22 protein-coding genes are annotated in these 26649 nt (G+C 71.3%); 13 read left to right on the top strand and 9 right to left on the bottom strand.

Features of this window, described 5'->3' with window-relative positions; genetic code table 11:
• The first annotated feature begins 151 nt into the window (after window positions 1-151).
• Complete coding sequence (locus ACZ4NT_RS28150) at window positions 152-1048, top strand: RNA polymerase sigma-70 factor (RefSeq protein WP_121409011.1); 897 nt, start codon at window positions 152-154, stop codon at window positions 1046-1048.
• Window positions 1049-1221: 173 nt separating this feature from the next.
• Window positions 1222-3390, top strand: a complete 2169-nt coding sequence (locus tag ACZ4NT_RS28145) for an FUSC family protein (RefSeq protein WP_467728137.1) — start codon at window positions 1222-1224, stop codon at window positions 3388-3390.
• 20 nt (window positions 3391-3410) lie between these two features.
• On the opposite strand, the gene ACZ4NT_RS28140 is transcribed toward ACZ4NT_RS28145, so the two are convergent.
• The 3 genes from ACZ4NT_RS28140 to ACZ4NT_RS28130 all read right to left on the bottom strand — a co-directional run bounded on the left by ACZ4NT_RS28140 (window position 3411) and on the right by ACZ4NT_RS28130 (window position 6639).
• Window positions 3411-4259 (bottom strand): carbohydrate ABC transporter permease, encoded by an 849-nt coding sequence (locus tag ACZ4NT_RS28140; protein WP_121409013.1) that lies wholly within the window; start codon window positions 4257-4259, stop codon window positions 3411-3413.
• Window positions 4256-5227, bottom strand: coding sequence for a carbohydrate ABC transporter permease (locus ACZ4NT_RS28135; RefSeq protein ID WP_467728136.1), 972 nt, complete (start codon window positions 5225-5227; stop codon window positions 4256-4258). Before ACZ4NT_RS28135 ends, ACZ4NT_RS28140 begins: the two co-directional genes overlap by 4 nt.
• 92 nt (window positions 5228-5319) lie before the next feature.
• Complete coding sequence (locus tag ACZ4NT_RS28130) at window positions 5320-6639, bottom strand: ABC transporter substrate-binding protein (RefSeq protein ID WP_467728135.1); 1320 nt, start codon at window positions 6637-6639, stop codon at window positions 5320-5322.
• A 268-nt stretch (window positions 6640-6907) separates the two neighbouring features.
• Here ACZ4NT_RS28130 and ACZ4NT_RS28125 point away from each other — a divergent pair, with 268 nt between their 5' ends.
• Window positions 6908-9310 carry a glycoside hydrolase family 2 protein gene (locus ACZ4NT_RS28125; protein ID WP_467728134.1) on the top strand — a complete coding sequence of 801 codons (2403 nt, stop codon included), beginning with the start codon at window positions 6908-6910 and terminating at the stop codon, window positions 9308-9310.
• Window positions 9307-10344: a LacI family DNA-binding transcriptional regulator gene (locus ACZ4NT_RS28120; RefSeq protein WP_121409017.1), complete on the top strand. Its 1038-nt coding sequence runs from the start codon at window positions 9307-9309 to the stop codon at window positions 10342-10344. The genes ACZ4NT_RS28125 and ACZ4NT_RS28120 overlap by 4 nt, the downstream gene beginning before the upstream one ends.
• Window positions 10345-10415: 71 nt before the next feature.
• Here the strand turns inward: ACZ4NT_RS28120 and ACZ4NT_RS28115 are convergent, their stop codons facing one another.
• On the bottom strand, window positions 10416-11759 hold the full coding sequence (locus ACZ4NT_RS28115) for a cellulase family glycosylhydrolase (protein ID WP_467728133.1): 1344 nt from the start codon (window positions 11757-11759) through the stop codon (window positions 10416-10418).
• Window positions 11760-12400: 641 nt separating this feature from the next.
• Window positions 12401-13336 (bottom strand): GNAT family N-acetyltransferase, encoded by a 936-nt coding sequence (locus tag ACZ4NT_RS28110; RefSeq protein WP_467728132.1) that lies wholly within the window; start codon window positions 13334-13336, stop codon window positions 12401-12403.
• 144 nt (window positions 13337-13480) lie between these two features.
• On the opposite strand from ACZ4NT_RS28110, the gene ACZ4NT_RS28105 reads away from it, so the two are divergent.
• The 3 genes from ACZ4NT_RS28105 (at window position 13481) to ppk2 (ending at window position 15610) form a co-directional block, all read left to right on the top strand.
• Window positions 13481-14011, top strand: coding sequence for an SMI1/KNR4 family protein (locus ACZ4NT_RS28105; protein WP_467728131.1), 531 nt, complete (start codon window positions 13481-13483; stop codon window positions 14009-14011).
• 148 nt (window positions 14012-14159) lie between these two features.
• Entirely contained in the window at window positions 14160-14609 is a 450-nt protein-coding gene (locus ACZ4NT_RS28100; RefSeq protein ID WP_467728130.1) for a spore-associated protein, read from the top strand.
• A gap of 197 nt (window positions 14610-14806) precedes the next feature.
• A complete protein-coding gene (gene ppk2 / locus ACZ4NT_RS28095) occupies window positions 14807-15610 on the top strand; it encodes a polyphosphate kinase 2 (protein WP_121409022.1) in 804 nt (267 codons plus the stop codon).
• A 63-nt stretch (window positions 15611-15673) separates the two neighbouring features.
• Here the strand turns inward: ppk2 and ACZ4NT_RS28090 are convergent, their stop codons facing one another.
• Entirely contained in the window at window positions 15674-16597 is a 924-nt protein-coding gene (locus ACZ4NT_RS28090; RefSeq protein ID WP_467728129.1) for a universal stress protein, read from the bottom strand.
• Between the two features lie 211 nt (window positions 16598-16808).
• On the opposite strand from ACZ4NT_RS28090, the gene ACZ4NT_RS28085 reads away from it, so the two are divergent.
• On the top strand, window positions 16809-17324 hold the full coding sequence (locus ACZ4NT_RS28085; RefSeq protein ID WP_467728128.1) for a GNAT family N-acetyltransferase: 516 nt from the start codon (window positions 16809-16811) through the stop codon (window positions 17322-17324).
• Window positions 17325-17986: 662 nt separating this feature from the next.
• A complete protein-coding gene (gene ppdK / locus ACZ4NT_RS28080) occupies window positions 17987-20674 on the top strand; it encodes a pyruvate, phosphate dikinase (protein ID WP_467728127.1) in 2688 nt (895 codons plus the stop codon).
• Between the two features lie 122 nt (window positions 20675-20796).
• Here the strand turns inward: ppdK and ACZ4NT_RS28075 are convergent, their stop codons facing one another.
• Both ACZ4NT_RS28075 and ACZ4NT_RS28070 read right to left on the bottom strand, forming a co-directional pair.
• Complete coding sequence (locus ACZ4NT_RS28075) at window positions 20797-21090, bottom strand: hypothetical protein (RefSeq protein ID WP_121409025.1); 294 nt, start codon at window positions 21088-21090, stop codon at window positions 20797-20799.
• 118 nt (window positions 21091-21208) lie between these two features.
• Entirely contained in the window at window positions 21209-21397 is a 189-nt protein-coding gene (locus ACZ4NT_RS28070; RefSeq protein WP_121409026.1) for a hypothetical protein, read from the bottom strand.
• Window positions 21398-21798: 401 nt separating this feature from the next.
• On the opposite strand from ACZ4NT_RS28070, the gene ACZ4NT_RS28065 reads away from it, so the two are divergent.
• Window positions 21799-23268, top strand: a complete 1470-nt coding sequence (locus tag ACZ4NT_RS28065; protein ID WP_121409027.1) for a multicopper oxidase domain-containing protein — start codon at window positions 21799-21801, stop codon at window positions 23266-23268.
• An 83-nt stretch (window positions 23269-23351) separates the two neighbouring features.
• On the opposite strand, the gene ACZ4NT_RS28060 is transcribed toward ACZ4NT_RS28065, so the two are convergent.
• A complete protein-coding gene (locus ACZ4NT_RS28060; protein WP_121409028.1) occupies window positions 23352-23906 on the bottom strand; it encodes a heme-binding protein in 555 nt (184 codons plus the stop codon).
• Window positions 23907-24226: 320 nt separating this feature from the next.
• On the opposite strand from ACZ4NT_RS28060, the gene ACZ4NT_RS28055 reads away from it, so the two are divergent.
• From ACZ4NT_RS28055 to ACZ4NT_RS28045, 3 genes are all read left to right on the top strand, one after another.
• The gene (locus ACZ4NT_RS28055) at window positions 24227-25426 is read left to right on the top strand and encodes a sensor histidine kinase (protein ID WP_467728229.1); all 1200 of its coding nucleotides are present in this window, start codon (window positions 24227-24229) and stop codon (window positions 25424-25426) included.
• Complete coding sequence (locus ACZ4NT_RS28050) at window positions 25423-26073, top strand: response regulator transcription factor (protein WP_121409030.1); 651 nt, start codon at window positions 25423-25425, stop codon at window positions 26071-26073. Before ACZ4NT_RS28055 ends, ACZ4NT_RS28050 begins: the two co-directional genes overlap by 4 nt.
• Before the next feature lie 149 nt (window positions 26074-26222).
• On the top strand, window positions 26223-26648 hold the full coding sequence (locus tag ACZ4NT_RS28045; RefSeq protein WP_121409031.1) for a VOC family protein: 426 nt from the start codon (window positions 26223-26225) through the stop codon (window positions 26646-26648).
• The last annotated feature ends 1 nt before the right edge of the window (window position 26649 follow it).

Below are 26649 nucleotides of genomic sequence, written 5' to 3'. Positions count from 1 at the left end.
TCACCGACATGACGCTGCGTCCGGTGTCCCCGCCGACCCGAAGATCCTCAAGTCACGTATCTGCACATCCTCCTGACGGGGGCTCATTCGGACACGAACGCTTCGGAGCCCGCGGGAGCAGGGCCCGGACACGCCGGGAGGACATCGAAACGTGAACCATCAGGACACCGATCCGGCGACCGAGACCTTCGTCGCCCACCGCAACCTGCTCTTCACCGTCGCCTACGAGATGCTCGGATCCGCGGCCGACGCCGAGGACGTCCTCCAGGAGACCTGGTTGCGGTGGGCCGGGGTCGACCTGGAGCAGGTGCGTGACCAGCGCGCCTACCTGGTCCGGATCACGACCCGGCAGGCGCTCAACCGGCTGCGCACCATGCAGCGCCGACGGGAGGCGTACGTCGGCCAGTGGCTGCCCGAACCGATGCTCACGACCCCGGACGTGGCCGAGGACGTCGAGCTCGCCGAGAGCGTGTCGATGGCGATGATGCTCGTCCTCGAAACCCTGGCACCCATGGAGCGGGCGGTGTTCGTGCTGCGCGAGGTCTTCGACGTCGGCTACGACGAGATTGCCGAGGCCGTGGGGAAGAGCCCGGCCGCCGTCCGCCAGATCGCGCACCGTGCCCGCCGGCACGTCGACGCGCGCCGCCCCCTCAAGGGGGCCTCCCCACGGCAGAGCCGGGCCGTCATGGAGTCCTTCCAGCGCGCACTCGAAAGCGGGAACCCGCAGGACCTCCTCGACGTGCTCGCACCACAAGTCGTCCTCGTGAGCGACGGCGGCGGCATCAAGCGGGCGGCCCTGCGGCCGATCGTCGGCGCCGACAAGGTGGTCCGCTTCTACTTCGGCGGCACCAGCAAGATCGACGCGACCCTCACCACCACCCCCACCGTGGTCAACGGCTCCCCCGCACTCGTCGTGCGCCTGGACGGCGAGTTCGAGGGCATCATGGCGATCCGCGTCGAGGACGACCGCATCACCGGCCTCTACTTCGTCCGCAACCCGGAGAAGCTGACCCGGGTCGAGTCCGAGACCACGCTCACTCTGCGATGACGATGACGGGGAGGACTCCCGCGGACCCGGAGTGATCCGAACGACACCCCCGGCCGGGCGCGGTGTCCTCCCCGCCGGTCCCCCGGGCACCGCGCCCCACGTGGCTTCCCGCGCCCCGGCAGGATCGGTGGTCCCGCGCGACACTGGAGTCACGCGCGTGGAGAGGAGCGCCCATGCCCGAGTGGCATCTGCTCCCCGCATCCGCCGAGACGCGTCGGCATGCGGTTCATGTCACCGCTGCCGCCGCTGCCGGGTTCTACCCGGCGATGTATCTCCTGGACCAGCCGGTCACCGGCGTGTACGCCCTGTTCGCGCCCATCGCCTTCGGAGTCCTGTCCCCGGTGCCGGGCTCCAGTCGGCAGCGCGCCGCCACGGTGCTGCGCGCCCTCCCCGCCGCCGCCGTCCTCGTCGTGCTCGGCACGGTCCTGGCGGTGGCCACCCTGCCCGCCGTCGCCGGGATGCTCGTCGTGGGATTCGCCCTCACCTTCGGCACGGCGTGCGGTCCGAGGATGGCGGGTACGGCCCCGGGTCTGCAGCTCTTCTACATCCTCGCCTGCTTCCCGCCCTACGAGCCCGACACCCTCCCCCAGCGGCTCACCGGGCTCGGCATGGGCGGAGCGGCTCTGATCCTGTGCACGCTCGTGCTGCTGCCGGACCGACGGGAGCCGTCGTACCGCCTCCGGGTCGCCGACGCCCTGGACCTCGCCGCCCGCACCGCGACCGCCGTCGTACGCGCCGGGGAACCGGGGCCCCGGCCGGCCGCACAGCTGCGGTCGGCGGGCCGGGAGCTGCGTCTGTCACGGCAGCCGGCCGGGGCACGCCCGACCGGGCCGGGCCGGGCCGACCGCGCCCTCGCCCAGGCGGGCTCCGCGACCCGGCGGCTGCTGGACCAGCTGGCCGCCCTCACCGAACGGGCGCCCGCGGCCACGGACATGGCGTCGGAAGATCTTCTGCGCGGCATCGCGGCGGCCTGCACCGGCACCGCGGACGTGCTGCGCGGCACCCGGCCCGCCGCCGGGGCCGAAATCCTCGAGGAGATGATCAACCAGTTCCTCGTGTCGCGCGGCAGAGCCACGACCACGCGCACGAGTCCCTCGCCGGACGTCCTGAGGCGGCAGTCGATGGTGTTGACCGCCGCCGTGTCGGCCGTCACCGCGCGCACCGCCACCGCGCTGGCGGTCGGCGGCCGCCGACCGGTGTACGGCTTGCCCCACGAACAGTTCTGGTACGCCGAGACGGGGACCGTCCGCCTCTGGACCGTCCGCATCACCGGCAACCTGACCCGGCGCTCCGTCGTCTTCCAGAACGCGCTCCGCACGGCACTCGGTCTCGCCCTCGCCCGGCTGGTGGCCGGTTCGCTGGACCTCACGCACGGCTTCTGGGTCCTGCTGGCCGTGCTCACGCTGGGGCGTACGACGGCGGGCGCCACCTGGTCCGCCGCGCGGGCCGCCGCGGCCGGCACCCTGGCCGGGGCGCTGGCCGCCGGCCTGCTCATCATCGGGGCCGGCGGAAGCACGGACGTGTACGCGTATCTGCTGGTGCCGGTGATGCTGGTGGCCTTCACCGTGGGACCCGCGAACGGACCCGCGTGGGCGCAGGGCATGTTCACGCTGGTGGTCTCCACGGCGTTCGCCCAGGTGGCGCCCGTGACGTGGCGGCTGGCGGAGGCCCGCTTCGTCGATGTCCTGACCGGCAGCGCGATCGGGCTGCTGTGCGGTCTCCTCGCCTGGCCGGCCGGCGCCCGTGCCGAGATCCAGCGCAGCATGACCGCCCTGCTCCGGGACACCGCGCCGCTGGTGCGGGCGACCACGGCCGCCGTGACCGGCCGGGGCGGCCCGGCTCCCGACGTGACCGGCCCGGGCGGCCCCGCCTCCTCGCAGGACGGCTCGGACCGGGCGTTCGCACCGATCCGGCACCGGCTGCGTCTGGCGGAGGGCGCGTACGCCCAGTACCGGACGGAACCGGCGGCACACGCCGCCGACTCCGGTCCCGACTGGCTCGCCGTCATCAACTACGGTGTGCGGGCCCTGGTCGGTGCCTACTGGCTGCCGCGCACGGCGGGCGCACACTCCTTCCCCCCTGCCGCCCTGCGGTGGATGCACGAGGCCACCGAAAAGGTGGCGACGGCGACGGACCGAGCCGCCGACTTCCCGGTCGACGGCATCCGTGTCCGCCTCGCTCAGCTGCCCTCCTCCGTCGTCCTGCGCGCCCCACCGCCCGTCCTGCCGCTCCTGACCGACGTGGAGGTCTGGCTGGGCGCCCTCGTCACCGACCTGGAGGCCGGGGTCGGCGGGCACGGCGACTCCGCCGCGGAGCCGGATTCCGTCGTGGCGGGCGGGTGACCGCGAGCATCCGGCGGGCGTCACTTCGTCGCACCCCGCGCGAAGCCGTTGTAGATGTAGCGCTGGAGAAAGAGGAACACGAGCAGGGTCGGGACGATCACCAGGATCGTGCCTGCCGAGATGTCCTCCCAGTGGGCTCCGAAGGGCCCCTTGAAGCGGAACAGGGCGGTCGAGATGGTGCCGAGGTCCTCCGAGGGCATGTACAGGAACGGGATGTAGAAGTCGTTGTAGACGGTGATCCCCTTGATGATCACCACGGTGGCGACGGCCGGCTTCAGCAGCGGCAGGATGATCTTCCAGTAGATGGTGAACGCGTTGGCCCCGTCGAGGCGGGCGGCCTCGTCGAGCGAGACCGGAATCCCGCGGATGAACTGCAGGAAGATGTAGATCGAGACGATGTCCGTCCCCATGTACAGCAGGATGGGCGCCCAGAGGCTGTTGAACAGGCCGAAGCTGTTGACCACTTGGAAGGTGGCGACCTGGGTGGTGACGCCGGGGACCAGGGTCGCGAACAGGAACAGGGCCATGACCGGCTTCTTCGCCCGGAAGGCGAAGCGGTCGATGGCGTACGCGGTCATCGAACCGATGAGGACCGTGCCGGTGATGGAGAAGAGCAGGATGAACGCGGTGTTCCCGAAGGCGGACAGCAACTTGCCGTCGGTGAACGCCGTCGCGTAGTTCCCGAAGTTGAGCCAGTCGCCGGGCGGGGTCAGTGCTCCGCCGTCGGTGACCTCCTTGGACGTCTTGAGCGAGGTGAGCAGGACGACGCCGAGCGGCACCAGGACGATCAGCGACGCGAGGATCAACGACAGGTAGGTCAGAGCCGGTGCGATCCGGCGCCGGCGCCGGACGGGCAGGGACGTGGTCATACGAGGTCCACCCTCTCGTCGGGCACGAGGCGGCGCTGGATCCAGGTGATCAGCAGGATGATCAGGAGCAGGACCACGGCGGCGGCCGACGCAAGGCCCGTCTTGTTGAACTGGAAGGCGAGCTTCACGGTCTGGATGACGAAGGTCGACGTCCCGGTCGCGCCGCCGGTCATGATGTAGGGGATCTCGAACACCGACAGGGACCCGGAGATCGCCAGGATGACGCTGAGGCTGAGGATCGGCCGGATGCTCGGGGCGATGAGATGGCGGAACTGCTGCCACCGGGTGGCACCGTCCAGCTCCGCCGCTTCGTACAGTTCGGCGGGGATCGACTGGATCGCGCCCAGGAACAGTACGAAGTTGAGTCCGGCGTAGCGCCACACGGACACTCCGGCCAGTGAGGTGTTGGCCGACGCCGGGTCCCCCAGCCACGCGTGGTCGGAGCCGGCGCCGAACCAGGACAGCACCGAGTCCAGCGTGCCGCCGTCCTGGAAGAAGTAGAGGAAGACGAACCCGATGGCGACGCCGTTGATGAGGTAGGGGAAGAACAGGATTCCCTTGAAGAGGTTCCGGAAGCGCAGGTCGAAGCTGAGGACGGTCGCGAAGTAGAGGGCGACCACGATCTGCACGGCGGAGGCCGCGAGGTAGTAGAAGCTGACGAAGAACACCCGGAACAGCTCGGGCCGGGTGAAGATCTGCCGGTAGTTGTCGATGCCGGTGACGCTCCGGTCCGGGCTGACGCCGTCCCAGTCGGTGAAGCTGTAGAAGATCATGTTGCCCACGGGCACGTAGGTGAACGTGATCAGCAGGACCAGGGGGACCGCGAGGAAGAGCCACGGGGTGAGGCGGCGGAGCAGGGGCCCGCCGCGCCGGCCGCCGCGCGGGGTCGTGGGGCGGCGTGCCGTCCTGCGGGGCGGTGCGGCGGTGCGCGGCACCTTCGCCGGTGCCGTATCGGTCGTCTCGGTCATGACGGGCCTTTCGTCGTCCGCTGATCTGCGACGGGCGGTCGGCCCCGTCCGCCGCTCCGGGCGGGGCCGTGTCGGCTCGGAGCCGGCTGAGGTCAGGAACCGGCGGCTTCGGCGGCCTCGTTCCACCTCTTGTCGAGGTCGGCGAAGAAGGCGTCGAGGGTGCCCTTCTGCGCGCCGCGGGCGACGTCGACCAGCTTCTGGCGGTAGTCCGGCTTGTTCAGGCCTATCTCGGCCGCGTTGTCGATGGAGTTCACGTCACCCGTCGCGGCCTCGGAGCGCTCCAGGAAGGTGACATCGTTGTCAACGAAGTCCTTGAGCGTGCTGGGCATGGGGGCGGACTTCAGTGTGGGAACGGCGCCTTCCTTGGCCGAGAAGCCGGACTTCTCCGTGAACCAGTCGATCCAGGCGCGCGCCGCCGCCTTGTGGTCGGAGTGGATGTTGACCGCCTGCTGGTAGTCGGAGGCGACCACGGCGCAGTACGTCGCGTCCTTCTGTGCCGGGAAGGGCATGTAGCCGATGTCGTCGGGGTCCGTGCCGGCCTTCTCGGCCGCGTCGCGCATCTGCGTGATGGCCCAGGAACCCAGGTGCATGGTGGCGACCCTGCCCTGGGCGATCATGCCCTTGGACGCTTCCCAGTTGGTGGTGCTGGGGTCCTTCTCGGAGAGACCGCCCTCGACGATGTCGTGGAGGAGCGAGTCGATGGTGTTCAGGTCGCCGCCGCGCTTCCACGGGGAGACGGCACCGGCGAGCTTGTCGTTGGCCTTGGCGTCGCAGGTGACCGAGCCGATGTCGTTGCTCCACGCGGTCAGCGGCCAGCCGTCCTTGAAGTTGGTGTAGTAGGGCACCGCGTCCGTTTTCGCCTTGATCGCCTTCAGGTCGGCGGTGAACTGCCCAGGCGTGGTGGGCCAGTCGGTGATGCCGGCCTTCTTCCAGACCGCCTTGTTGTAGAGGAAGCCGTTGGCGGTGCCGAAGCTGGCGATGCCGTAGACCTTGCCGCCGACCTCGGTCTTGTCGCTGAAGCGGTACTTGCCGCCGAGGTGCGCTGCCGTGCCGAGCGGGGCGAAGAACTTCGGGTAGTCGTTCTTGGCGATGACGCCGGGGATCATCAGGACGTCGCCGTAGTCCTCGGTGTTCATCCGGATCTTGACCTCGCCCTCGTAGTCCGTGAGGGCCTCGAACTTCACCTTCACCTTGGGATAGGTCTTGTTGAACTCGGCGGCGTACTTGTCCATCGTCCCGTTCTGGACGAGATCGGTGCGGTGCGTCAGGACCTTGATGGTGCCCGAGGCGTCGGCCGGATCGGCGGGTGCCTTCGCCGTCCCGCCGGAGGCCGCGCCCTGGCCGCTGCATCCCGCGACGGTCAGGATCGTGACGGCCAGAAGCGCTCCCGTGAGCGTCTTCCTGTTCCCCATGTGCCCAGCTCCTTCAGGTTGGCGGCTCAGCTCTGCGGGTGGGATGTCGGCACTATGTCAGCCGTGGGTTAACCGGTAAAGCTCAGATTTCCAGCACGATGCTCAATCGTTACCCGAGTCCATCAACACCCTGTGCCCACATGGGGTGATGACCCTTAATCCGTGCAGGCGCAGGACTAGACCGGTTTATGGACACGGACCGATCTGAGGGTTAGGTTGTCGGCCGTTGTCCATCCACCTGCCTGAGTCAGGCGATTGGAGCCGCACCATGAAGGACGTCACCCCGCTCACCGGGGGCTGGAGCCTGCGCCATGGCGACGAACTGCTGGAGGCCGCGGTGCCCGGCTGCGTCCACACCGATCTGCTGACCGCCGGGGCCATCCCCGATCCGTTCCTCGGCCGCAACGAGACCGACCTCGCCTGGATCGGCCGCCGGGACTGGACCTACACGCACGCGTTGTCGTACGACAGCGCCCACGAGCGGACCGACCTGGTCTTCGACGGCCTGGACACCGCGGCACACATCGCCCTGGCCGGCCGGCCGGTCGGCTCGACCCGCAACATGCACCGCCGCCACCGGTTCGACGTGACGGGGCGCACGGGGGAACTGGAAGTCCGCTTCACATCCGCTTACGACGAGGCCGCGGCGGTTCGGGCGCTCACCGGTGAGCGCCCGAACGTCTATCCCGAACCGTCGCAGTACATCCGCAAGATGGCGTGCAACTTCGGCTGGGACTGGGGGCCCACGCTGGTGACTGCCGGCATCTGGCGCCCGGTGCGGCTGGAGCACTGGTCCACGGCCCGCGTCGCCCGGGTGCGCCCCGTGGTCACGGTGGACGGGGGCAGCGGTCTGGTCGAGGTGCATCTGGAGATCGAGCGGACCGGGCAGGGGCAGGGGCGGACGCTGCGCGTCGAGGCCCGGGTGGCCGGCGCGCACGCCGAGGCCGCCCTCACCGCCGACGAGGCGGTGCTACGGCTGGAGGTGGCCGAACCGGACCTGTGGTGGCCGCGCGGATACGGCGAACAGCCCCTCTACGACCTCCACGTCGCGCTGAGCGACGAGGCGGGCCGCCCGCTCGACACCTGGCAGCGGCGGATCGGCTTCCGCACGGTCCGACTCGACCGCACGGCCGACGAGCACGGCACCGGCTTCACCCTGGTCGTCAACGGAGTGCGCGTCTTCGCGCGCGGGGTCAACTGGATCCCCGACGACGCCTTCCCCTCGCGTATCACTCCCGACCGCTACCGCACCAGGCTCACCCAGGCCGCCGAGGCCCACGTCGACCTGGTGCGGGTGTGGGGCGGCGGCATCTACGAGGACGACGCCTTCTACGACGTCTGCGACGAGCTGGGCCTGATGGTCTGGCAGGACTTCCTCTTCGCCTGCTCGGCCTACCCCGAGGAGCAGCCGCTGCGCGGTGAGGTGGAGGCCGAGGCCCGCGACAACGTTGTCCGACTGATGCCGCACCCCTCGCTCGTGCTGTGGAACGGCAACAACGAGAACTTGTGGGGGTTCCGCGACTGGGACTGGGAGGCCCCGCTCGCCGGCGACTCCTGGGGAGAGGGCTACTACCTGGGCCTCCTCCCCCGGATCGTCGCCGAGCTGGACCCGACCCGCCCCTACGCGGCGGGCAGCCCCTGGTCGGGCTCCTGGGACCACCACCCCAACGACCCCGCCCACGGCACCCACCACTCCTGGGAGGTGTGGAACCGGCAGGACTACAGCGAGTACCGGTCCAATGTGCCCCGCTTCGTGGCCGAGTTCGGCTGGCAGGCACCGCCCGCGCAGACCACCCTCCGGCGCACCCTGCCCGGCGAGCGGCTCGCTCCCGACTCGCCCGGCATGCTCCACCACCAGAAGGCCGATGACGGCAACGGCAAGCTGGACCGCGGCGTCGCCCGTCACTTTCCCCTGCCCGAGGGCGACTTCGACCGCTGGCACTACCTCACCCAGCTCGTGCAGGCCCGGGCGGTGGCGGCCGGCATCGAGCACTGGCGCTCGCACTGGCCCGTCTGCGCCGGCACGGTCGTCTGGCAGCTGAACGACTGCTGGCCCGTCACCTCCTGGGCCGCGATCGACGGCGACGGCCGCCTGAAACCGCTCTACCACGAACTGCGCCGCGTGTACGCCGACCGGCTCCTCACCCTGCAGCCCGTCGCCGAGGGCCTCGTGCTCGCCGCCGTCAACCAGTCCGCCGCTCCCTGGCGCACTGCGGTGACGCTGCGCCGGTGCGGGTCCGACGGGACCCTGATCCGCGAGAGCGTCGTCGACGTGACGGCCGATCCCCGTTCGGTCGCCCGGCTTCCCGTGCACCGGGACCTCGTCCCGGACGAGCAGTCCGCCAAGGAATTCCTGGTGGCCGACGCGGACGGGCTCCGCGCACTGCACTTCCCGGTCCCCGACAAGGACTTCGCCTCCCCCCGGCCCGCGTACGACGTCGACGTGGAGCCCGTGGCCGGGCAGCGGGATAGAGTCGATGTCGTGGTGACCGCCCGTACCCTCGTCCGAGACCTGCTGCTCCAGCCCGACCGGCTCGACCCGGCCGCCGTCTGCGACCGCGGCCCGCAGACCCTGCTGGCCGGTGAGCGCACGCGCATCCGCGTGACCGGGTGCGGCACCGTGGGCATCGAGGACGTCCGGGCCGCCCTTTTCTGCGTGGACACCGTATGAGCAGCCCGGCGGAACGGGTCACCATCAAGGACGTCGCCGCGCGGGCGGGAGTGTCCAAGGGCGCCGTGTCACTCGCCTTCAACCACAAGCCCGGTGTTTCCGCGGCCACGCGTGAGCGGATCTTCGAGGCGGCCAGGGAACTGGGCTGGGCGCCCAGCGCCACCGCGCGCAGCCTGTCCAACCAGCGGGTGGACATCGTCGGGCTGGCCCTGTGCCGGCCGGCACGGCTGCTCGGACTCGAACCCTTCTACATGGAGTTCATCTCCGGCATCGAGAGCATCCTGGCCGAGCGGTCCTGCTCGCTGCTGCTGCGGCTGGTGCGCGACCTGGACGAGGAGATCGCCCTCTACAAGGCCTGGTGGGGTGGCCGGATGATCGCCGGAGCGATCCTGGTCGACCTGCGCGAGGACGATCCCCGGCTGCCCTCACTGCAGGGAACGGGCCTGCCCGCGGTCGCGGTCGGCCACCCCTCCCTGACCGGCCCCTTCCCGGCCGTGTGGACCGACGACGCCTCCGCGGTCGCCGAGGCCGTCCGCTACCTGGCGGCTCTGGGCCACCGCCGGATCGCCCGCGTCGGTGGTCCCGCAGACCTCGGGCACAGCGCCATCCGGGCGCGAGCGTTCGCGGCCACGACGCGGGCCCTCGGGCTGGAGGAGGCGCCGCAGATCGCGACGGGCTTCGACGAGAAGGAGGGCGCCCGCGCCACCCGCTCGCTGCTGCTCGCCGCGGATCGGCCCACCGCCATCGTGTACGACAACGACATCATGGCGGTTGCCGGTGCCGGCGTCGCGGCCGAGATGGGCTTCGCCGTCCCGGACGACCTGTCGCTCATCGCCTGGGACGACTCCCAACTGTGCCGGATCACGCATCCGACGCTGTCGGCGATGAGCCACGACGTGCACCACTTCGGTGCCGAGGTGGCGCGCGTCCTGTTCGACGTGATCAACGGGACGCACAGCGGGGCGCACCAGGCGCCGACGCCCACGCTGACGCCGAGGGGCTCCACGGCCCGGGCGCCGGGGACCGGGTCGTAGGCGTCACGAGCGAGCAGGGCCGCGCCCCCGGAGGGACGTGGCCCTGTGTGAGCACTGCGTATGTCGGCGTGTCAGGTCATCGTGCAGCCGGTGCCGTTGAGGGAGAACGACGCGGGAATTCCGTTGGCTCCCGTGGAGGAACCGTTGAAGCCGAAGGTCACCGTGCCACCGGCCGGAATCGTCGCGTTCCAGGACTCGTTGGCGGCCCGCACCTGGCTGCCCTCCTGGGTGGCCCGGGCATTCCAGGCCGAGTTGATCTTCTGCTGCCCCGGGAAGGCGAAGTCGAGGCGCCAGCCCTGTACGGCGGTCGTGCCGGTGTTGCGGATGGTCACGTCCGCGTTGAACGTGCTGCCCCAGTCGCTGAGCCGGTAGCCGACCGCGCACCTCCCTCCTGAGGAACCGTCACCGGGAGCGGAGGAGAAGACACCGGCCTCGCGTGCGGTCTGCTTGATGCCGTTGGCGCCGTCGAACAGGCGCCGTCCCCAGGCGGTGAGCCGGGAGGCGTCGAAGTCGGCGGCCAGGTCGAGATATTCGACCCCACCGCCGTTGCCGCTCCAGGACCAGCTCAGGTAGCCGACTCCGAGCCGCTGGGCGGCGGCCATGATGGCGTCCTCGTCGGGATCACCGTCCGAGTGCGCGTTGCCGAACTCACCCACCACGATGGGGAGATGTTGTGAAGTAAACCGGTTCAGGTAGTCGTTCACCTCGGTGGCGGTGTCGAAGACGCCGTACATGTGGATCGAGAACACCGTGTTGCGGTCCGGGTCGGCGGTGAAAACCTTTGCGGCGTTGTCCCGCATGGTGAAGGACCAGTCCTGGCCCCAGTTGGGCGCGTCGGCCATGAGGGTGTGATCGAAGCCCGCGCCCCGCATGCGGGCGATCGCGTTCTGGGTGTCCGACGTCCACGCCTGGTAGCCGGAATTGCCGTGGGGTTCGTTGCCCAGATTGAGGATGACGTACTTCTCCTGGCCCTTCAGTACGTCCTGGATGCTCAGCCAGTAGTCCACGGCCCGGGACAGGGAGACCGCCCCGGCCTGCTCTCCGTAGCCGGTGGTGTCGTGCGCCTCCAGCAGGCAGATGAGGCGGTTCTGTTTACACTGGGCAACGACCGCGGCGACGTCCGCCGCGTCGTTCCGGGTCCAGCGGTCGCCCGTGGCGAGGACCACGCGCACCGAGTTGGCGCCCAGCGCCTTGATGTCCTTCAGCGCCTGGGGTGTCCTGGTGGGATACCAGGTGTGGGCATGGTTCACGCCGCGCAGGACGAAGTCCTTGCCGTTCGCCTCCAGCAGGCGGCCGTCACTGACATGGAACCCCGGTTCCGCCCGGGTCTGCGCCCGGGCGACGGTCGGGGTGGCCAGCAGTGAGGCCGCGAGGGCCAGGAGCGCTCCCGCCGCGCCGGCCAGTCTTCTTCTCATTGCCGCTCCTCAGGTCGTCGCTCGCGCATGTGCCGCGGCCTGCGGCGCGTGGGCAATCGCCGCCCCCTCCTACCCGGCCGGCCCGGACCGGCCGGGTCCGGGCCAGTTCGCTCGGTTCGGTTCGGGGAAAGGGAGTGCGCGCGAGCCGGATGGAGTCCCGCTGCCCGGGCATTCGACATTCGGCTCGCACCGGACAGCGGGACGTCAAGTCGCCGAAGAGCGCCACCACTTGAATTCCATCAGCGCGAACAGGGGTGGTGGTGAACGCCTTCGATCGGCGATTGGGAGAGAGGCTAGAAGCAGACGTCCCCAGGGGCAACCATCGGAGCCAAACCGGTTAAGTTTAGTAGGAGTTCAGTGCGGATGGAATGGCGGAGTGGCTCGGAATGGTGTTTCCGCGTCCGAAATACTTGCCCTCGCGTGCGCCGGTGGGGCGACGGAGCGTGCTCACCCTCGGCCGGGATTCCTCCACCGGGGTGGAGGAATCGAACCGATGGGAGGATCTCGACCCGAGGAGGGACCTCGGCCCCAAGCACGACGCCGGCCCGGCGGAGGGACCTCACCCCGGCGGAAGCAGGTCCCGGCCTCTAACGGGTCGCGTCCGCGGCCGTCCCGTCAGCGGAGCAAGCGAACGGGTCGGATCACCGCGTGGGCGCCTCCAGGACCAGGCGGATCTCCGTCACCTCATATCCCGCGCGGTCGAAGGCGGCGGCCATCGGAGCGTTGACGGTGTCCGTCGTGGCGGTGATGCGGTCCGCGCCCTGGCTCGCGTGGAAGTCGGTGATCTCGGCGAGGATCTCGTCGATGAGTCCCTGGCCGCGCTGCTCGGGGACGATCCCCAGGTAGCCGACGTTCCGGTGGTACGGCGTCGCGGAGGGGACGGCGAGGCCGGCGAGGGTGCCGTCCGGAAGGTGGGCGAGGCGCCACCAGGACCGCTCTCCGGGGCAGTCGAGGTAGAACGCCACGTCCTCGCGGGCCAGTTGCTCGGCGTCCATGGAGCGGAGTTCGTTCTGCGTATGGAGATCCAGGCTGCCGGAAGACACCTTCATGAAGGCGTCGAGGAACTCCTCGTCCGCCCCCTCCCGGAAGACCAACTTCCCCGCGGACGAGGGGAGGCCGGCAGCGGGGGTCCACTCGTAGCGCAGACGCTCGATCTCGTTGGTCAGCCCGGAGTCGCGCGCCGCCTGCCGGCGCCAGGCCACCGCCTCCACCAGAGCCGGACTGTTCCGCCAGTCACCGGGCAGCGAGATGTTGTATACCGGGGACGCGCCGAAGGCGGCATGGCCGGCGGCGAGCAGTTCGGAGGCCAGGGCGGCGGGGTCGGCCGCGCCGGAGCGCACCTGGAGGCAGTCGAGGGCGATCGGCCGGGCGCTGTCGGCACGGCCCCACCACAGGGCGCGGGCCAGTATCTCCCCGTGCTCGTCCTCGGCGAACCAGGTCCACTCGGGGCGGAACTGGTTGCGCGCGAGTTCTTCCCGGATCCTGTCCGAGGTCAGCCCGGGGACCGGCCCCTCGATCGGGTAGGCGACGGCGCGGTTCAGGTCTACGGGGTCTGCGGTGGCAGCGCGGAAGATCATCCGGTCATGATCACAGCCCGGGGCACCGCGAACCACGCCTTTTCCGCGGTGAACCGCGACGGGGACGTGTCGGGGTTTCCGGTGGCGGGTGGCGGGAGTTCGGGCCGGAGACGGGCGGGGCCTCGGCGGCCCTAGGATGCGGCCGTGGCTCGATTCGACGAGGTCAAGGCCTCCTTCTGGGGCGACAGCCCCTACGGAATCCAGGCGCCGTTGACCGATGACGGGGTCCGGGAGGCAGAGGCCGAGCTCGGTGTGCGCCTGCCGTCCGTCCTCCTGGAGATCCTGCGCGTACAGAACGGCGGCCGGGTGGCCGTTCGTTGGAGCGCGTTCCCGACCGAAGTGCCGACGTCCTGGGACGAGGGCCATGTCCCGCTGGACACCGTGATGGGGATCGGTCGCCGGGAGAACCAGCCGTCGCTGCTGGACACGCCGTACCTGCTGCAGGAATGGGGGCTCCCCTCTCTGCTCGTCCTGCTCTCCGGCGACGGGCACTGCTGGATCGCACTCGACTACCGGCTCTGCCGCCGGCAAGGAGAGCCTTCGGTGACGTGGTTCGACACCGACCGGAACACCGAGCTGCCGTTGGCTCCGGACCTGAGAACCTTCGTCGAACGGCTCACTTCCGCCGAGAACTTCGATACCCGCAGTACGGACGGTACGCACGAGCCGTCGTGACCTCGGCGCGCTCCTACTCCCCCCGGCGCCGCCCTCCGGGCCGTTTCTCTTGTTTTTTGGTTACGGCACAACCATCCGGATGTCTTGCAGGTCACATCTGGCAGGAGCAACCGACTCCTTCGGCTACATACAGTCACAAGGGGGAAATATGCGATTCACCCGTTCCGCTCTGGGCGCGGCCGCCTTAGCGGCTCTGTCCCTGGGGGCAACGACCGCTCTGGCGGCACCGGCCTCCGCCGCACCCAACACCACTCCGCAGAAGGTGTGCGGAAGCGGCTACAAGACCGTGAACTCGGCACCCGTCGGCTCGCTCGGCACCGTCTATCTGACGTACAACTCCAGCAACGGCAAGAACTGCGTCGCCACCATCCGCAACAACCCGGGCACCGCCGTGGACATGTCCGCGTGGGTCTACATTCCCGCGACGGACGCGTACGACGACGACTACGGGCGGTACACCTCGTACGCTGGACCGACCTACGTCTACGGCAAGGGCTTCTGCGTGGACTGGGGCGGCCAGATCAGCAACGTGTACGTCCAGGTGACCGGTTCCAACTGCGCCGCCCTCAAGGAGCACCGGGCGACCTTCACCCGCTGACCCGCCTCCGCAACCCGGCTCGCCCCGACGGAATACGCGCGGTTCCGTCGGGGCGGGCACGTGTGTCCGAGTGCCGTCAGGACACGCTCCCGCCCGCACGTCCACGAGGCGTGACGCCCCGCCGGACAGTACGGTGCTGTCCGGGTGCCCGACGACGCCGGCACCCGGCCCGGACGAGTGCGTGGTGAGGAGCCCGGATGGCCGGAAAGAAGGCGGCGGGGCTGCCCCGCAAGGCCTACGAGAAGGAACTGCTGCGCCTGCAGACCGAGTTGGTGAAACTTCAGGAGTGGGTCCGCGCGCAGGACATCAGGCTGGTCGTCGTCTTCGAGGGCCGGGACGCGGCGGGCAAGGGCGGCACCATCAAGCGCGTCGCCGAGCACCTCAATCCCCGCGTGGCACGGATCGCCGCCCTGCCGAAGCCGACCGAGCGGGAACGCAGCCAGTGGTATTTCCAGCGGTACGTGCAGCATCTGCCGGCCGCCGGCGAGATCGTGCTGTTCGACCGGAGCTGGTACAACCGGGCCGGTGTCGAGCACGTGATGGGTTTCTGCACCAAGGAGGAGCACCAGCGCTTCCTCCACCAGTGCCCGATCTTCGAGCGGATGCTGATCGAGGACGGAATCCTGCTCCGCAAGTACTGGTTCTCGGTGAGCGACGCGGTCCAGCAGGAGCGCTTCCGGCGCCGCCTGGAGGATCCGCTGCGCCGCTGGAAACTCTCCCCGATGGATCTGGAGTCGATCACCCGGTGGGAGGCGTACTCCCGCGCCAAGGACGAGATGCTGGTGCACACCGACATCCCGGAAGCACCGTGGTACGTGGTGGAGAGCGACGACAAGCGCCGGGCGCGGCTCAACACGATCGCGCATCTGCTGGACTCCGTACCGTACCGGGAGGTCCCTCCGCCGGTGCTGGAGCTGCCGCCGCGCCCTGCCTCGACGGGCTACGAGCGCCCACCGCGCGACCTGCAGACGTACGTCCCCGATCACACGGCGGGACTGTGACGCGTCGGCGCCCTCTCCTGCCTCCACCGTGAGCGGCGGGCGGTGTGCCCGCGGGGCCGTGCGTCAGTCGTGCGCGACGACGGCGACCGGGACCGGGGCGTGGTGCAGGAGTGCGTGGGTGACCGGTCCGACCTGGGCCACGACCGGACCGCGGTGGATGCGCCGGCCGACCACCACGAGCGAGGCGGTGCGGGCGGCGTCGACGAGGTGACACGCGGGGTTGCCGGTGCGGGAGAGCTCGACGACCTCGACGGCCGGATACCTCGCGCGCCAGGCGAGCAGTGCCCGGGTGAGCTCGGCGGCCTTCTCCCGGGCCGTCTCGTCGTGGCGTTCGACGCCGTCGGCCACGCCGTAGACGTAGAAGGGCGGCAGGTTCCAGCTGTGCACCACGTGCAGGGCCGTGTCCCGGCGAGCGGCCTCCTCGAAGGCGAAGGCGATCACGGTGCCGTCCGGGCTGTCGAGGTCCAGGCCCAGCACGACGGGGCGGAACGCGGTGGCGGCGGACGGGATATCGGTCGCGTCCGGTGCGTGTTCGTCGGATGCCTGCTCGTGGGCGCGGACGAGGACCACGGGCACCTCGACATGGGCGATCACGGCCATGCTCACGGAACCCACCAGGAAGCCGCCCAGGCCGCTCAGGCCCCGCGACCCGAGGACCAGCAGGGCAGCGTCCTTCGCCGCGTTCACCAGGACCTGGGCGGGCTGGCCGGGGATCCGCTCCTGGGTGACGGCGACGCCCGGGTGCCGCAGGCGCAGGCCTTCGGCGGCGTCCCGGGGAAGCCGGTCCGCCCGGTACCGGCGTGTCCCGGCCCGGAGCAGCGGTGACCCCACGGTCACGGGCTCCCGTGCCACCGGCGCCGCCACCCGCTCCTGTACGTGGATCAACCTCAGGGGCAGGCCGTGCAGCTCGGCCTCACGAGCCGCCCACTCGGCGGCGGCACGGCCCTCGGACGAACCGTCCAGACCCGCCATGATGTCGCGTCGCATACGGACCGCCTCCTGTGTCCGCTCCCTGCTTCCAGGGTCACGGGGAAAGCGGTCACGCGACAGGGGCCGCAGGTCCCGTCTCCCCGCCGGTCGGCCCATGGGTGCCGGCGACCGGCCCGCCCACCCCTCGGCGTGGCACGCACGGTCGCTGTCGCATGACCGCACCGGGGACCCGTACGGCGTGCTGGTGGGGGCGTGTGATGCTGGCGTCATGAGCGATCACCGCGAGGTTGCCTTCCTCCACTGGCCGGGCCCCACTCCTTCGGTGGCGGACGGGCTCGCGGAGTTGCTCACGGCCTACCACCTGCGGACCGAGGCCGAGAAGGGCGAGCCCGTCGAGGACGTACGGGGGCTGCCGGACCGCTATCGCGCGGAGATCGCCGATCCGCGGAGCGCGTTCGCCGGCGCCGCTGTGCTCGTGGCCGTCAGCGGTGACACCCCCGTCGGCTGCGTCGCGGTGACCTCCCCCGTCGGCGGTGGGGCGGAGATCAAGCGGCTCTGGACGGACCCGGGCCACCGGGGCCGGGGGATCGCGTCCGGCCTGCTCCGCGCCGCGCTCGCGCACGCCGCGCGGAGCGGCGCGGACATCGTCAGGCTGTCGGTGTGGAACTGGCGTACCGAGGCCGTCGCCTTGTACGAACGGTTCGGATTCACGGTCACCGACTCATGGGACGAACGGCACCGGCTGGTGTGCATGGAGCGCGCCGTGCGAGCGGCTGACCGGTGACCTCCCGGCCCGGCGGGCCACGGGGACGGGCGGGTGGCCGGCCGGGTCGCTGTTCGGCCGCACGCCGGCCGCACTCGCCGCAGGCCGGGCGGACGGTGACCGCCGGCGCAGCCGGGGTTCGCTGACCGGCGAAAGTGGTCGTTCCGTCTCCGAGCCCCGGTCGCAGCGACAGCGCACGGCACGGCACAGTCCCAGCGGGCCTCCGGGTGCCGTCCACCGTCAGCTTGCGGTGGAGGTTCGGCAGCACATCCGTTCCGCCGACACCGCTCTCCCCCACACCCGTCGGGGCGTGGACGCGGCCGCCATCATGTCCTGCGCCCGGACGGTTCCGGCGGGCGCGCGGCCGCCGGCCGTGGCAGTGAGGCCGTTCCGGGTTCAGAGTGGGAGATACGGCCGTCCGGGCCGCGTCGCAACGGGGTGCCGCGCGGGCCACCGGTCCGCACCGTCGCGCCGGCCGCCCCGACCGTCCCCGGCGACAAGGGCCGACCGGCCCCCGGGCCGGGACACCCGGGTCCTGCCCGCCGTGCGAACAGCAGTCCGAGACTGGAGCAGCACCGTCAGAGGCGTTCGGAGGCACTCGAAGGCCCCCGGTACGGCCGGCCCGTCCTCGCGACGTGACGCCGCCCGTCCGTCGACTTCCCGCGGAAGGAAGAGCAGCCGCCATGACCCGTTACGTGTACGAGTTCTCCGAAGGCGGCCGCGACCTGGCCGAGCTGCTCGGCGGCAAGGGCGCCAACCTGGCAGAGATGACGCGGATGCGCCTGCCGGTGCCGCCGGGATTCACGGTGACCACCGAGGCGTGCCGGGTCTACCTGCGGACGGGTGCCGAACCCGAGGGGCTGAGCCGCGAGGTCTCCGAGCATCTGACCCTGCTGGAGCGGGCCGCCGGCCGACGGCTGGGGCAGGCCGACGATCCGCTGCTGCTCTCCGTCCGCTCGGGAGCCCGGTTCTCCATGCCCGGCATGATGGAGACGATCCTCGACGTCGGTCTCAACGACGACTCCGTGGTCGGTCTGGCCAAGACCTCCGGGAACGAGCGCTTCGCCTGGGATTCCTACCGCCGCCTCGTGCAGATGTTCGGCAGCACGGTGATGGGCGTGGACAGCGCCCTGTTCGAGGACCTCATGGCCGGGCTGAAGGAATCGCGGGGCGCCCCCGACGACCTGCACCTGGACGCGCACGACCTCGCCCGGCTGGTCGAGGACTACAAGAGCCTGATCAGGCGGGAGACCGGCGACTGGTTCCCGCAGTCCCCCGCCGAGCAGCTGAGCCGCGCGATCCGTGCCGTCTTCGCCTCCTGGAACGGCGCCCGCGCCCGCCTGTACCGTCGCCGCGAGCACATCCCCGACGACCTGGGCACCGCGGTCACCGTGCAGACGATGGTCTTCGGAAACCTGGGCTCCGACTCCGGCAGCGGTGTCGCGTTCACCCGTGACCCCGCCACCGGTCGGCCCGGCCTGTACGGCGACTACCTGCCGAACGCCCAGGGCGAGGACGTCGTCGCGGGCATCCGCAACACCGTCCCGCTGGACGAGCTGGGACGTCTCGACCGGGCCGCTTTCGACCGGCTGCGCGCTCACATGCGGACGTTGGAACAGCACTACCGGGACCTGTGCGACATCGAGTTCACCATCGAACGGGGCACCCTGTGGATGCTGCAGACCCGGGTCGGCAAGCGCACCGCCGAAGCGGCGTTCGCCATCGCGGCGGAGCTGGTCGACGAGGGGCTCATCGGCTCCGAGGAGGCCCTGGGCCGGGTGAACGGCGAGGGTCTGGCCCGTCTGATGTTCCCCCGCTTCGACACCGCCGACGCCGGTCCCGCGCTCGCCCACGGCATCCCCGCCTCGCCGGGCGCCGCGGTCGGAGCCGCCGTCTTCGACTCCGCGGAGGCGGTCCGCCGGGCCGCGGCCGGCGAGCAGGTCGTCCTCGTACGGCAGGAGACCACCCCCGACGACCTGCCCGGCATGGTGGCCGCGCAGGCCGTCCTCACCAGCCGCGGAGGCAAGACCAGCCATGCGGCCGTGGTGGCCCGCGGGATGGGGAAGGTGTGCGTCTGCGGTGCCGAGGAGCTGGTGGTGGACACCGCGGCCCGACGCTTCACCACTCGGGGCGGCACCACCGTGGAGGAGGGCTCGGTCCTCTCCGTGGACGGCTCCCGGGGCACCGTGCACCTGGGTGCGATGCCGCTCGTCGACTCGTCCGTGATGCGCTATTTCGAGACCGGTGACCGCACGGAGGGCCTGGTCGATGCCGTGGCCCGCGCCATGGACCGGGCCGACGGCGTACGGCGGCTCGGGGTCCGGGCGAACGCCGACACCCCCGAGGACGCCGCGCGCGCCCGCCGGTTCGGGGCCGAGGGCATCGGGCTGTGCCGCACGGAGCACATGTTTCTGGGAGACCGCAGGCAACTGGTCGAGGCGATGATCCTCGCCCGCACCGACAGCGAGCGCGAGCATGCGCTGGCCGCCCTGCTCCCCCTGCAGCGCCGGGACTTCGTCGGCATCCTGGAGGCGATGGACGGCCTGCCCGTCACCATCCGCCTCCTGGACCCGCCGCTGCACGAGTTCCTTCCCGACCGCACCGAACTGGCCGTGCGTGTCGCGGCCGCCGAGGCGCACGGCGATCCGGCGGACGCGCACGACGGCGAGCTGCTCGACGCCGTCAACCGCATGCACGAGGAGAACCCGATGCTCGGCCTGCGCGGTGTCCGCCTCGGCCTGGTGGCACCCGGGCTGGTCGCCATGCAGGTGCGGGCCGTCGGTGAGGCGGTCGTGGAGCGCAGGCGGGCGGGCGGCGACCCGCAGGCGGAGATCATGGTGCCGCTGATCGACACGGTCGAGGAACTCCGGCTCGTGCGCGAGGAGGTGGCGCAGGTCCTCGCCGACGTCTCCCGGTCCTCCGGCGTGAACGTCGACTGCCCCGTCGGCACGATGATCGAGCTGCCCCGAGCCGCGCTGACGGCGGGCAGCATCGCGAGGGAGGCGGACTTCTTCTCCTTCGGCACGAACGACCTGACCCAGACCACCTGGGGGTTCTCCCGTGACGACGTGGAGGCGGCGTTCTTCTCCGCCTACCTCGACAAGGGCATCTTCAGCGTGTCCCCGTTCGAGACGATCGACCGTGAGGGTGTGGGCCGCCTGGTGCGGATCGCCGTCGAGGAGGGGCGGGCGGCGCGCCCCGGCCTGAAGATCGGCGTCTGCGGTGAGCACGGCGGCGACCCCGAGTCGGTGCACTTCTTCCACTCCGCGGGCCTCGACTACGTCTCCTGCTCGCCGTTCCGGGTTCCGGTCGCACGACTGGAGGCGGGGCGGGCCGCGCTCTCCGACACCGAGGAGAGCACCGGCGGGTGACCCGGCGACGGGTCCGCGTCACCCGCCCGGGGCGACGGTGAAGAGATCACCGTCGCCCCGGGCGCAGCGGGGCTCGACGCCGGGTCGAGTACGGAAGGAGATCCGGTGGCCGGGCAGTCGGTTCAGGCGCTCGCGTGGCGGCCCGCGGCCAGCCCCCGTCCGCCGGCGTGGCGGCCGCTCGTGCGCGCGCCCGCAGTGCCCCGGCGCCACAACCACAGGGACGTCACGGACAGCAGTCCGGCGAAGACCGCCAGGAAGAGCACGGACACCCACATCTGCCGACTCCCGGGATGCTCCAGGCCCAACCAGATCGCCGACGCCGCCCAGAGGAGGACGCTCGCCGCATAGAACATGCGGATCCGGCGCAGCTGACGCACCGCCCGCGCGGGGATGGGGTGATCGTTCGTCGATGCCATGCGCCCCGTGTACCCACAAACGCGTCACCCATCGGGCCGATCGAGACGCATCGCGAAAAAGGCGGCCACCAGGCCAACTCCGCGACCGATCAAGGCCGGAGAGGGCGGCACCGTCCCCTCATCGGGGCTGATCGCCTCGTCCCTCGAAGTCACGCCGCACCGCCGCGCCCTGGTCCTCGACCAGGCCCGTGTCCTCGGGCAGCTGCAGAACGGCACCGCAGTGTTTGCACAGCCTTCCGTCCTCGGCCGGCGTCCCGCATGCCTTGCAGAACCGGTTGACCTGCTCGCTCTCGTTCTCTCGCGTCACGACACATCCTCCTGGGTGTGGAAACCGTGCAGTCCGCCGGTTACCCCTCCCGCTCACGGTGATTCCCGGCCGAGCGCGACTCGGGCGTCCCCGCGGACGGGACGGCGGCGTCGCCCGGGCCGGAATGCGGCAGGCCGCCGGGACCCGGCGGAGAGGCGAGACGAATTCCCTGTTCAGGGACGCACAGCGGGGGGAGCCGGAGCTGCCGCCGGTGGAAAACAGGTTCCGCCCACGGTGATGCAGCCCCCCTGGTCCGGCAACCGGGTTCTCGGACAATCGCGCCCCCCGGTGGCGGAATCCCTTCTTCCTCCAGTGCCGCTCCAGGTCGCCCTGTTGAAGTCGGCAGCGCCGCGTCTCTCCCCCCACGGTCCCGACGCGGACCGCCCGACCAGGGAGAAGTCATGCCCACCAGACGCTCAGTCCTTCACGCGGCCCTCGCCACGGCCGCTTCCGGCGCGCTCACCGGGGCCGCCCTCACTCCCCTGCTGACGCACCGCCGCGACCAGCCGGCGACCGTCCCGGCCGCCGAGGCCGCCGCGCTCGCCATACAGAAGTTCGCCCTCCCCATGCCGATCCCGGCGACCCTCACCCCGTACTCCACGACCGACGGCGTCGACCGCTACCGGATCACGATGCGCCCCGCCAAGGCCCAGATCCTGCCCGGCATCCAGACCGACGTCCTCACCTACGACGGCCACTTCCCCGGGCCCGTCATCCGGGCCCGCTCCGGTCGCCCCGTCAAGATCCTGCAGACCAACCAGACCGACATGGGCACCTCCGTGCACCTGCACGGCGCGTCCGTCCCGCCCGGCGAGGACGGCTCCCCCATGAGTCCCATCAACCCCGGCACGTCGCGCTGGTACACGTACCCGAACAAGCAGCCGCACGCGTCGCTCTGGTTCCACGACCACGTCCACCACATGGAGTCGGAGCACGTCTACCGCGGGCTCGCCGGGACGTACCTCCTCACCGACGCCACCGAGCAGGCGCTCCCCCTGCCGGCGGGCCAGTACGACGTGCCGGTCGCCCTGCGGGACGCCCACCTCGACGACAGCGGCCAACTCGCCTACAAGATGCTCGACTTCCCGAGCCGCACGACGCTCCTGGCCAACGGTGTGGCCTATCCCTATTTCCAGGTCGCCGCGCGCAAGTACCGCATACGCCTGCTGAACTCCTCCAACCTGCGTTTCTTCAAGCTGCGCCTGGCCGACGGCGGCGAGATGATCCAGATCGGCTCGGACGGCGGACTGCTCCCCGGCCCGAGCCCCACCACGAGCATCTCGCTCTCCCCCGCCGAGCGCGCCGACGTCGTCATCGACTTCTCCCGCTACCCCGTCGGCACCCAGATCGTGCTGGAGAACACGCTCCTCAACGGCGCGAGCGCCGACCTCGTGGGCCAGGTCCTGCGCTTCGACGTGGTCCGCACCGCCGACGACCCGAGCAGCGTCCCCTCCGTGCTGCGCACCCTGCCGCCGCTGCCCACGCCGACCGTGCAGCGCAATGTCGTCCTGCAGCTGGAGGAGACCGGCCTGCCCGACGCCAAGGGCTTCATCAACGGCAAGGTGTACGACCCCGAGCGCATCGACACCTCGATCCGCCACGGCGCCAGTGAGGTCTGGACGGTCACCAACCCCAACCGCTTCTCCCCGCACAACCTGCACCTGCACCTCGTCCAGTTCCGCATCATCGAACGGAACGGGCAGCCGCCGGCGCCCGGTGAGGCGGGCCTCAAGGACACCGTCGCCGTCATGCCCGGCGAAACCGTCAAGCTCCAGGCGACCTTCGACACCTACCGGGGCGTGTACCTCTACCACTGCCACCTGCTCGACCACTCGGCCATGGGCATGATGGCCCAGTACAAGGTCTCCTGAGTCCGCCCCGCAGCCACCGCCGAGCTCCTCGGCGGTGAGACGCCCGAGGGCGGGCGGCGGTGACGCCGCCCGCCCCGAGCCGGTCACCGCCCCAGAGCCGCCACACCGGCCGCGGCGAACTTCTCGTCCAGGTCGCCCGACGGCGCACCCGCGACGCCGACCCCGGCGACCGGGGCACCCTTCACGGCGACGGGCGTACCGCCGGCCAGGAACAGCGTGCCCGGGATGTCCTTCAGGTTCGGCGTCTGCGCCAGGCGCTCGGAGAGCTTCGAGGTGGGCGCGTTCCAGGAAACGGCCGTGTACGCCTTGCGCTGCGCCGAGTCGTAGGACTGCGGGCCCGCGCCGTCTCCGCGGAGGGTGACGATGGTGTTCCCGTTGCGGTCGACGACGGCGACGGTGACCTTCTGGTTCTCCTTCTCCGCGGCGTCGAGCGCGGCCTGTGCCGCCTTGGCCGCCGCGTCCACCGAGAGGTGGCTGGACGTGACGGTGCCGCTGCTCCGCACGTCCGCCGCGGGAGCCGCGCCGGTGGCGGCGGGCGCCGCTGCGTTCGCGGCCACCGTGCCGAACGTACCGGCGGCGACGGCGGCGATCACGGCGCTGCCGGCGGCGACGCGGGCACGGCGGGAGAGCTTCTTCATGGGATCGACTCCTGGTTCGGGAGGGCGGTTCGTTTCTTCCGCTCTCCAGGCTGCTGCCGCACCGGGGCCCGCGCGGTCGGCGCTTCGGCTGGTCGCCGCCAGCCGGCCGGTCGACGCCCGGGTCAGCCGATCGGATGACCCCGGGGTGGCCCGAGCCGCCGACAATGGGAGTGTTTGGGCAGGCCGGAGCGGTGAGGGAGGGGGACGTGGTGGGCACGGACACGGGCCAGGCGGACACCGGGGCCGCGAGCGCGCCGCACGGTGCGGGCGCGCGCACGGACGAACGGTACGCCGCGGACACCCGTCGCCTCGGAGCCGTGATGCACGGGGCGTTCTTCCTCCTGCTGGGCGGCGCGCTCGCGCGGTTCCTGCTCCGCCACCCCGGCGACGCCCGCACGCCGTGGATCGTCGCCCTCTCCGTCCTGCTGGCGGTTCTCTACGCACTGCCGTCGTCCGAGGCGGTACGCCGGCACCGGGAAGCGTTCGCCGGGCCCTCGGACCCGTTCGGCGCGGACGCGCGGCCCACGGCGCTCCGGATCGTCCGGCTGGCCGTGGTCGTCGGGGTCTGGATGGTCCTCGTCGTGCTCGCGCCCAGCTTCGCCTGGTGTGCGGTGCCGCTCTTCTACACCGGTCTGCGGGTGCTGCCCGCCCGGGCCGCCCTCGCCCTGGTCGTCGTGCTCACGGTGTTCGTGGTGGCCGCGCAGCTCCGCCTGGCCGACGGTTTCGACCCGAACCTGCTGCTCGCCCCGCCGGCCGTCGCCGCGATCGCGACCGCCGTCTTCCTCAGGATGGAACGCCAGACGGTGCGCCAGCGGGCTCTCATCGACGATCTGATCCGTACCCGCCGCGACCTGGCCGCCTCGGAACGCCGCGCGGGCACGCTCGCCGAACGGCAGCGGCTGTCCATGGAGATCCACGACACGCTCGCCCAGGGGCTGTCGAGCCAGCAGATGCTGCTCCAGGCGGCCGACCGCATCTGGGAGTCCGATCCGGCGAAGGCGCGCAGGCATGTGCGGACCGCCGAATCCGTCACCGAGTACAACCTCGACGAGGCCCGGCGCTTCGTGCACGATCTGGCCCCGGCCGACCTGGCCCGCGGCGGCGACCTCGGCCAGGCTCTGCGCGCCCTGGCCGCACGCGGGTCCGGCGAGCACCTCACCGTCCACGTCCGGGTCGACGAGGGCGATGCCGACCGCGGGCTCCGGCTTCCGGAGCGGGTCCGCTCCGCCCTGCTGCGGATCGCCCAGGGGGCGCTGGCCAACGTACGGGAGCACTCCGGTGCGCGGACGGCCACGCTCACCCTCACGCTGCTGCACGACCAGGTCGTCCTCGACGTCGCCGACGACGGCCGGGGGTTCGATCCCGCGGACCTGCCCGCCGCCGCGTCCGGCGTGCGGGGCCACGGGATGGCCGCGATGCGGGCCCGGGTCCGGCAGCTCGGCGGCACCCTGACCATCGAGTCGGCGCCGGGTGAAGGCGCCGTCCTGACCGCCGCGATCCCTCTGGAGCCCTCCCGATGACCGATGCGCCCGGCACATCCGGCCCCGTCCGCATCCTGCTGTGCGACGACCACGTCGTCGTCCGCGCCGGACTGCTCGCCCTGCTCGACAGCACCCCCGACATCGAGGTCGTCGGGGAGGCGGGCACCGGGGAGGAGGCACTCGCCCTGAGCGCGAAGCTCCGCCCCGACGTGGTGCTGATGGACCTCCAGCTCGGGAGCGGTATCGACGGGGTGGAGACCACCCGCCGCCTCGCCGCGACGCCCGGTGACGGCCCGCGCGTCCTCGTCCTCACGACGTACGACACCGACGCGGACATCACCCGCGCCATCGAGGCGGGAGCGACGGGCTATCTGCTCAAGGCCGAGCGGCCCGAGGAACTGTTCGCGGCGATCCACGCGGCCGCCGAGGGCCGTACGGCGCTGTCGGCACCCGTCGCCGGCCGTGTCATGGCCAACATGCGCAGCCCTCGGCCGGCGCTCACCGACCGCGAGCGGGACATCCTCGCGCAGCTTGCGCAGGGCCTCGGCAACCGTGAGATCGCGAAGGCCCTCTTCATCAGCGAGGCGACCGTGAAGACCCACCTCGGGCGGATCTACGCCAAGCTCGCGGTCGACACCCGGGCCGGTGCGGTGGCCGTCGCGAAGGAGCAGCGGCTGCTGCCCTGAAGCGATGCAGCACCCGTGGGAGGGTCCGCGTCCGCGGTCGCGGTCCCGCGGAGCAGCGGCCACACCCTGACCGCCACTGCTGCGACCGTCGTCTCAAGGCGCCGGGACACCTGAGATCCGGCCAGGATGCTGTACGACAGGAGCGACCCATGTCCGTCACCACCGTCACCCATCTGAACTTCCGCGGCGCCGCCCGCGAGGCACTCACCTTCTACCGGTCGGCGTTCGGCGGGGAGCTGGCCCTCGTCACGTACGAGGACGCCGGGAACGTCCAGGACCCGGCCGACACGGGCCGGGTGATGTGGGGCCAGGTCGCCGCCGGCAACGGCTTCCGCGTGATGGCCTACGACGTGCCCGCCCGCATGCCCTGGGACCGGGGCGAGAACGCGTTCTTCGTCTCCCTCCGCAGCGAGACGACGGACGAGGCCACCACGTACTGGAAGAAGCTGTCCGACGGCGCGACCGTCCTGCATCCGCTCTCACCGGCCCCGTGGGCACCCCTGTACGGGATGCTCACGGACCGGTTCGGCGTGACCTGGGTCGTGGACGTCGTGAGCGAGTACGACGGCTCCTGAG

The organism is Streptomyces sp. NPDC026417, assembly GCF_055567695.1.
Note: the sequence above shows the minus strand (reverse complement) of the source record. Positions and strands in the feature narration are given on the sequence as shown.

What these genes read in the sequence shown, in the direction of transcription:
- ACZ4NT_RS28145 (WP_467728137.1), top strand. Translation starts at nt 1,222, where the DNA reads ATGCCCGAGTGGCATCTGCTCCCCGCATCCGCCGAGACGCGTCGGCAT.
- ACZ4NT_RS28140 (WP_121409013.1), bottom strand. Translation starts at nt 4,259, where the DNA reads ATGACCACGTCCCTGCCCGTCCGGCGCCGGCGCCGGATCGCACCGGCT.
- ACZ4NT_RS28135 (WP_467728136.1), bottom strand. Translation starts at nt 5,227, where the DNA reads ATGACCGAGACGACCGATACGGCACCGGCGAAGGTGCCGCGCACCGCC.
- ACZ4NT_RS28130 (WP_467728135.1), bottom strand. Translation starts at nt 6,639, where the DNA reads ATGGGGAACAGGAAGACGCTCACGGGAGCGCTTCTGGCCGTCACGATC.
- ACZ4NT_RS28125 (WP_467728134.1), top strand. Translation starts at nt 6,908, where the DNA reads ATGAAGGACGTCACCCCGCTCACCGGGGGCTGGAGCCTGCGCCATGGC.
- ACZ4NT_RS28120 (WP_121409017.1), top strand. Translation starts at nt 9,307, where the DNA reads ATGAGCAGCCCGGCGGAACGGGTCACCATCAAGGACGTCGCCGCGCGG.
- ACZ4NT_RS28115 (WP_467728133.1), bottom strand. Translation starts at nt 11,759, where the DNA reads ATGAGAAGAAGACTGGCCGGCGCGGCGGGAGCGCTCCTGGCCCTCGCG.
- ACZ4NT_RS28110 (WP_467728132.1), bottom strand. Translation starts at nt 13,336, where the DNA reads ATGATCTTCCGCGCTGCCACCGCAGACCCCGTAGACCTGAACCGCGCC.
- ACZ4NT_RS28100 (WP_467728130.1), top strand. Translation starts at nt 14,160, where the DNA reads ATGCGATTCACCCGTTCCGCTCTGGGCGCGGCCGCCTTAGCGGCTCTG.
- ppk2 (WP_121409022.1), top strand. Translation starts at nt 14,807, where the DNA reads ATGGCCGGAAAGAAGGCGGCGGGGCTGCCCCGCAAGGCCTACGAGAAG.
- ACZ4NT_RS28090 (WP_467728129.1), bottom strand. Translation starts at nt 16,597, where the DNA reads ATGCGACGCGACATCATGGCGGGTCTGGACGGTTCGTCCGAGGGCCGT.
- ACZ4NT_RS28085 (WP_467728128.1), top strand. Translation starts at nt 16,809, where the DNA reads ATGAGCGATCACCGCGAGGTTGCCTTCCTCCACTGGCCGGGCCCCACT.
- ppdK (WP_467728127.1), top strand. Translation starts at nt 17,987, where the DNA reads ATGACCCGTTACGTGTACGAGTTCTCCGAAGGCGGCCGCGACCTGGCC.
- ACZ4NT_RS28075 (WP_121409025.1), bottom strand. Translation starts at nt 21,090, where the DNA reads ATGGCATCGACGAACGATCACCCCATCCCCGCGCGGGCGGTGCGTCAG.
- ACZ4NT_RS28065 (WP_121409027.1), top strand. Translation starts at nt 21,799, where the DNA reads ATGCCCACCAGACGCTCAGTCCTTCACGCGGCCCTCGCCACGGCCGCT.
- ACZ4NT_RS28060 (WP_121409028.1), bottom strand. Translation starts at nt 23,906, where the DNA reads ATGAAGAAGCTCTCCCGCCGTGCCCGCGTCGCCGCCGGCAGCGCCGTG.
- ACZ4NT_RS28055 (WP_467728229.1), top strand. Translation starts at nt 24,227, where the DNA reads ATGCACGGGGCGTTCTTCCTCCTGCTGGGCGGCGCGCTCGCGCGGTTC.
- ACZ4NT_RS28050 (WP_121409030.1), top strand. Translation starts at nt 25,423, where the DNA reads ATGACCGATGCGCCCGGCACATCCGGCCCCGTCCGCATCCTGCTGTGC.
- ACZ4NT_RS28045 (WP_121409031.1), top strand. Translation starts at nt 26,223, where the DNA reads ATGTCCGTCACCACCGTCACCCATCTGAACTTCCGCGGCGCCGCCCGC.